This is a genomic window from Bradyrhizobium sp. UFLA05-125 (assembly GCF_059803515.1).
Genome location: NZ_JBANBJ010000016.1, coordinates 132,375 through 138,726, shown reverse-complemented (window position 1 = coordinate 138,726; position 6,352 = coordinate 132,375). Strand labels below are relative to the sequence as shown.

The following is a 6,352-nucleotide window of genomic DNA, read 5'->3' as shown; positions in this document are numbered from 1 at the left end:
TGTGTATAAGAGACCGGCCGTTACATCTATGCCATTGGCAACAAGGAAGCGGCGGCGTATCTGGCCGGCATCGACACGCGCCGCGTCACAGTGGTTTGCTTCGTCATCTGCGGTGGTGCGGCCGCACTCGCGGGCGTCCTGCTCGCCGGCTATTCCACAAAAGCCTATCAGGGCATGGGCGATGCCTATCTGCTGCCGTCGATCGCCGCGGTGGTGATCGGCGGCACCAACATTCTGGGCGGCCGCGGCCGCTATCTCGGCACGCTGATCGGCGTGGTGCTGATCGTGCTGCTCAACAGCGTGCTCTCGATCATGGAAATGCCCGAGGCCGGCCGGCAGGTGATCTACGGCCTCGTCATCATCTTCATGCTGCTGGTCTATGGGCGCGGTGAGCGCGTCACGAGCTGACGAATCTGAGTCCGTTTCCTGGCGCTCGAAAAGGTTAGGTGGGTCCGACTGCTCCCGTTGGGGGTCTGTCCATCCCACGGCCCGATGATGGCATCATGCCCCTGATTTGCCCGACGCGTCAAATGATTTCGTAAAATCGTAAATCATCGCGCCGTTCGCCACCGGCTACTTTGCATGGGGTTGTTTTCGATGTTTTTGTTGTGTGGTTGCGCGAGCCTCGCGGCGCTCCCTAAACCGCCGCGCGCGTGTTGAGATAGATCGAGTACAGCGAGGTCTGGCCGCAGATATAGAGCCGGTTGCGGCGCGGGCCGCCGAAGCAGACATTGGCGACGATTTCCCCGACCGGAACCGTGCCGATATGCGTGCCATCAGGCGCGTAGCAGAACACGCTGCGGCCTGCCGACGTCCAGATATTGCCATGGATGTCGCAGCGGAAGCCGTCGTAGAGACCCTCGCCACAGGTGGCGAACAGTGTGGCGTCTCCGGACGTCTGCTGCCCCTCCACCTTGTAGGACCAGATCGTTGCGGGCAGCCCGGGGACATGCGTGGCGCCGGTGTCGGCGACGTAGAGCCGCGTCTCGTCGGGCGAGAAGGCCAGCCCGTTGGGCTGCACCCGGTCGGACACGACGAGCGTGATCTTTCCGGTGCTGCCGTCGATCCGGTAGACGTTGCTCGCGCCGATCTCGGACGGGCTCTGCTGCCCCTCGTAATCGCTGTCGATGCCGTAGGTCGGATCGGAGAACCAGATCGAGTCGTCGGACTTGACCACGACGTCGTTGGGCGAGTTGAGCCGGTGGCCGTCGAACTGGTCGGCCAGCACGGTGATCGAGCCGTCGTGCTCGGTGCGGGTGACGCGCCGCATGAAATGCTCGCAGCTGACCAGCTGTCCCTGGCGATCGGTCGTATTGCCGTTCGAGTTGAAGCTGGGCGAGCGGAACACCGACACCGATGCATCGGTCTCGTCAAACCGCATCATCCGGTTGTTGGGAATGTCGGACCAGACGAGGTAGCGGCCGGCCGGGAAATAGGCCGGACCTTCGGCCCAGCGGCAGCCGGTGAAGAGCTTCTCGATATTGACATGACCGATGACCAGCCGCTCGAAGCGCGGGTCGTGCGTGACATAGGGGAGCATGGGTCCTCCGCGATGGGCCGCAGGTTCTTCAAGCTTGCCCGCGTGCTGCTTTCCGTCACTCTGATCGACCCTGCCAAATTTGCAAGTGGAGCTTCATCGGGCGGTGTACCGATGTAAGAAAGTGAATGCCCGGGACGAGCCCGAGCATCCGCGTTTGTAGAGCTCGTTGTGAGGCTTACTGCGACAGCTTCACGAAATTGGGAAACTTGAGCTGCCCTTCCGCGATCGCCTTCGGCCAGACCGTGATCTGCTTGCCGTCCTGCCACTGAAAGACCAGACCGGTCACCGCCCCGGGGCCCGACTTGATGCCGTGGGTGAACTCGTCGCTCTTGCCGTAGAACTGGATGCGGCCGATCGTGCCCTCGAAGTCGGTCTTCTCCAACTCAGCGACCATCTTGTCCGGATCGGTCGAGCCCGCGCGCTTGATTGCATCCGTGATGATGTAGACCTCGTCATAGGCCGTATAGCCGGTATAGGCCGGCGGCGTGCCGAACTTGGTCTTGAAGGCCGCCGCGAACGGTTTCGTCTTCGGTGTCACCGCGACGTCGGGCGTCGCAACCGCCAGCGACGGCACGCCGTCGGCCGCGCCGTTGGTGTCGTTCCAGAAGGTCGGGCTCAAGGCCTGCGCGCTGATGCCGAACATCGGGATCGGCACCTGCTGGTTCTTCCACTGCACCGTCGGCTGCACGCCGACATGCGAGATGCCGGTGACGATCACGTCCGGCTTCTTGCTCTCCATGTTGTTGAAGATCGGCGTGAAGTCGGTGGTATCGGGCGAGAAGCGTACGTGCTCGACGACCTTGAGGCCGGCCTTGGGCAGACAGGCCTCGTAACCGACGTCGAGCGGCTTGGTCCAGGCCGCGTCCTCGCTCATGATCGCGACCGTCTTGAACTTGAGCTGGTCGACGAGCAGGTCTTTTGCTGCATCGCATACGAGCTGCGCCTGCGCGGCCGAGGTCAGGTAGCCGTGGAATGTGTACTTGTTCTTGTCGTAGTCATTGTGGATCGCCTTGGTGATCTCGTTCGACGCAGCACCCGGCGTGATCAGCGGCATCTTCAGCCGCGCTGCCCACGGCTCCAGCGCAAGGACGACCTCGCTGATATAGCTCGCGATCACCGCGGAAACCTTGTCCTCGCTCACCGCACGCTGGAAGGCGCGCACGGAATCTGCCGAAGAGCTCTTGTTGTCGTAGGTGACGATCTCGACCTTGCGGCCGAGCACGCCGCCCTTGGCGTTGATCTCGTCAGCGGCGATCTGGGCGCCGCCCGGCGTCGCTGCACCCGCGATCGACTGTACCTCGGCAATCACGCCGATCTTGATGGGCTCGTTCGATTGCGCATAAGCGGGCGCGGCGAGGCATAGCACCAGCGCAGAGGCGAGAAGGAGGTTGCTGGTGAGGCACTTCGATAGTGGCATGCTTGTCTCCCTTGCTGTGTTTTTTGGTTGTTATGGCAATCGTCAGAGATAACCCGCGCCGGCTTCCGCCGCGAACCTTCCGGGATCGCCTTGCCAGACGATCCGTGCATGCTCGAGCACATAGACGCGGTCGGCGTGGGGAAGGGCGAAGGTCACGTTCTGCTCGCCGAGCAGAACCGTGATCGACGTGGTCTGCCGCAGCTTCTCCAGTGCCTTGGACAATTGCTCGAGGATGACAGGCGCGAGCCCCAGCGTCGGCTCGTCCAGGATCAGGATTTGCGGCTGCATCATCAGCGCGCGGCCGATCGCGAGCATCTGCTGCTCGCCGCCGGAGAGCGTCTGCGCCAATTGGCCCTGACGCTCTTTCAGGATCGGGAACAGCCCGAACAGCCAGGCGAGCTGCGCTCCGCGCGCCTCGTCGGTCAAATGCTGGCCGCCGAGATCGAGGTTTTCACGCACTGTCATCTCGCCGAACAGCTCGCGCGATTCCGGACATTGCACGAGACCGCTCCGCGCGATCTTTGCCGCGCTCGTGCCCCGCAGCTTTTCCCCCTTGCGCCGGATCTCGCCGTCATAGGGCAGGAAGCCGGAGATGGTGTTGAACAGCGTGGTCTTGCCGGCACCATTGAGGCCGACAATCGAGACGAACTCACCCTCGTGGATGTGGATCGAGACATTCTCCAGCGCCTGCGCCTTGCCATAGTGAACGCTGACGTTCTCCACCTGCAGCAGCGGCACCTTGTCCTTGAAGGTGGTTTCGGGCCGCGCGTGGGTCTCGATGGCGCCGCCGAGATAAACCCGCCGCACGGTCTCGTTCTTCATCACCTCGTCGGCCTTACCGGTGACGATCTCCTCGCCGAGATACATCGCGAGCACGCGGTCGACGAGCGCGGCGACGCTCTTGACGTTGTGGTCGACCAGCATCACTGCGCGGCCCTCATCGCGAAAGCTGCGGATCAGGTCGGAGAAGACGTCGACCTCGGCCCGCGTCAGCCCGGCGAAGGGCTCGTCGACCAGCACCACCTTCGGGTCGCGCGCGATCGCCTTGGCAAGCTCGAGCCGGCGCAAATCGGCAAAGGGCAGCGTCGGCGGGCGGCGGTTCATCACGGCGCCTAACCCGACGCGGTCGGCGATCCACTTGGCACGGTCCACCAGCGCCTTGTCCGGAAACAGCATGAACAGGCTGTCCGGCAACAGCGCGACCATGATGTTCTCCAGCACGGTCTGCCGGTTCAGCGGCCGCGAATGCTGGAACACCATGCCAAAGCCCTTGCGCGCGATCTTGTGCGCGGGAAGGCCCGCGACGTTCTCGCCCTCGAAGATCACTTCGCCGGCGCTCGGGCGCTCGATGCCCATCACGCTCTTCATCGCAGTGGATTTGCCCGAACCGTTCGGCCCGATCAGGCCAAAAATCTCGCTGCCGCGCAGGTCGAAGCTGAGGTTCTTCACGGCCGTCAGGCCGCCGAACCTCTTGGTCAGACCGCGAACGGTGAGAACGGAGGTGGTGGCGACGGTCTGATCCATCATGAACGCGCCTCGCGTGACAGGGCCGCTCCGAGGAACCCGCCGGGGAAGAAAAGCACCACAAGGAGCGCAACTGCCGAGACGATGAAGGTCGCGAGCTCGCCGGTCGGCCGCAGGAACTCGCCGGCGACGATCAGGAAGATCGCGCCCAATGCCGCGCCGAGCACCGTGCGGCGGCCCCCGAGCACGGCCGAAACGATGACATTCACGCCGACCGCGACGTCGACCACGGTTCCGACCGAGGCGGTGCCGAAATAGAACACCAGCAGCGCACCCGACAGTCCCGAGAAAAACGCGCTGACGACGAACGCAGCGAGCTTGTGCTTGACGATATTGAACCCGAGCGCGCCGGCCTGTACCGGGTCCTGGCCACTTGCCTGCAGCACGAGCCCGATCGGCGATTGCGACAGGCCGTAGAGGATGGCCGCCGAGATCGTCATGAAGCCGAGCGCGATCCAGTAGTTGGCGCCGGCGTTGATGGTAATGACGTCGGGGATGGTCAGTCCGATCTCGCCGCCGGTGAGATCGGCGAACACCACGATGAAGTTCTGGAGCATGAGCACCGCAACCAGCGTTGTCAGGCCGAAATACGGCCCCCGCACCCTGAGCGCGGGCAGCGCCAGCACGAGGCCAGCGATGACGGAGGCGAGCGCGCCGAGCACGATGCAGAGATAAACCGACCAGCCGAACTGGTTGTTGAGAATGCCGGCCGTGTAGGCGCCGACGCCGATCAGGAAGGTCGGCCCGAAATTGACCTCGCCAGCGAAGCCGAACAGCAGGTCCCAGGCCATGGCGAAGACGCCGAAATAGAAGGCGACCGTGAGCAGGCCGAGGACATAGCCGGAGACGTAGAGCGGCAGGGTCGCTGCGATCAGGACGAGCGCGAGCGAGACGAAGAACAGGCGAGAGGTGAAGAATCCGGCCATATCAGCGCCTCCCCAGAAGGCCCTGGGGCCGGATGTACATGACGACCACCAGAAGCAGCAGCGCCGGAATGGTGCGATAGGCCGGCGAAATCAGATAGGCCGTGATGGTTTCGAGATAGCCGACCACAAAGGCCGCGATCAGCGAGCCCGAGACACTGCCGAGCCCGCCGAGCACGACGATGGAGAACGCGCTCGCGGTCAGCGGTCCGACACTGTAGGAGCTGACGCCCAGGAACATCCCGAGCAGCACGCCCGCGATGCCGGCGAGCACGCCGTAGATCGCCCAGACCACGATGTAGATGTTGGTGAGCTCGAGGCCGAGCAGGGTGACGCCGCGCGGGTTCATCGAGGCCGCCAGCACCGCCTTGCCGGTGCGGGTGCGGTTCACCAGCAGCCACAAGAGCGCGATGACGAGGCAGCACACAACCGCGGTGAAGATCTCGTTGCGCGGCGTGCGCACGCCGAGAATGTCGACGACGCCCTCGACGATCGGCAGCACGGTCTTGGCATTGTTGGTGAAGAAATAGGCGATCAGCTCCTGGATCATGATGCCCCAGAGCAGCGTGCCCGTGAGGACGAAGATCTCCTTTTCCTCGTTGGGGATACGGCGGGAATCCTGGATCGGCTTCACCACCGCGAAGTAGGTGGCAAAGGCGGTGATGAGCGCGACCCCGACTCCGATCAGCGCGCCGAAATAGGTGTCGACATGCAAAATGCTGGCTGCGGCCCAGGCCGCCACCGCTGCCGCCACCATGATGGCGCCGTGGGAGAGGTTGAGCACGCCGGAGACGCCGAAAATCAGCGTGAATCCGGTAGCTCCGAGAGCGTAGAGGGCGCTGATGGCAAAGCCATCGATCAGGATCTGGAGTGCTCGCATCTATGATTGGCAATCTGGTCTATGAGAGGCGGTCTCACGCGCCCTCTTCGGAGAAAAGGTGCTGCGTA

General features: G+C 63.6%; 5 protein-coding genes and 1 pseudogene. 1 reads left to right on the top strand and 5 read right to left on the bottom strand.

Annotation, left to right across the window (positions count from 1 at the left end; genetic code table 11):
• Window positions 1–15 precede the first annotated feature (15 nt).
• Window positions 16–408, top strand: a pseudogene (locus SO156_RS17310) (ABC transporter permease); the annotation flags it as partial.
• 229 nt (window positions 409–637) lie between these two features.
• On the opposite strand, the gene SO156_RS17305 reads toward SO156_RS17310, so the two are convergent.
• The 5 genes from SO156_RS17305 to SO156_RS17285 all read right to left on the bottom strand — a co-directional run bounded on the left by SO156_RS17305 (window position 638) and on the right by SO156_RS17285 (window position 6,284).
• Complete coding sequence (locus tag SO156_RS17305) at window positions 638–1,540, bottom strand: SMP-30/gluconolactonase/LRE family protein (protein ID WP_498535627.1); 903 nt, start codon at window positions 1,538–1,540, stop codon at window positions 638–640.
• Window positions 1,541–1,715: 175 nt separating this feature from the next.
• Window positions 1,716–2,957: an ABC transporter substrate-binding protein gene (locus SO156_RS17300; protein ID WP_458148103.1), complete on the bottom strand. Its 1,242-nt coding sequence runs from the start codon at window positions 2,955–2,957 to the stop codon at window positions 1,716–1,718.
• Between the two features lie 42 nt (window positions 2,958–2,999).
• Window positions 3,000–4,481: an ATP-binding cassette domain-containing protein gene (locus SO156_RS17295; protein ID WP_498535632.1), complete on the bottom strand. Its 1,482-nt coding sequence runs from the start codon at window positions 4,479–4,481 to the stop codon at window positions 3,000–3,002.
• Window positions 4,481–5,407, bottom strand: coding sequence for a branched-chain amino acid ABC transporter permease (locus SO156_RS17290; RefSeq protein ID WP_458148139.1), 927 nt, complete (start codon window positions 5,405–5,407; stop codon window positions 4,481–4,483). Before SO156_RS17290 ends, SO156_RS17295 begins: the two co-directional genes overlap by 1 nt.
• A 1-nt stretch (window position 5,408) precedes the next feature.
• The gene (locus tag SO156_RS17285) at window positions 5,409–6,284 is read right to left on the bottom strand and encodes a branched-chain amino acid ABC transporter permease (RefSeq protein ID WP_498535626.1); all 876 of its coding nucleotides are present in this window, start codon (window positions 6,282–6,284) and stop codon (window positions 5,409–5,411) included.
• Window positions 6,285–6,352: the final 68 nt, after the last annotated feature.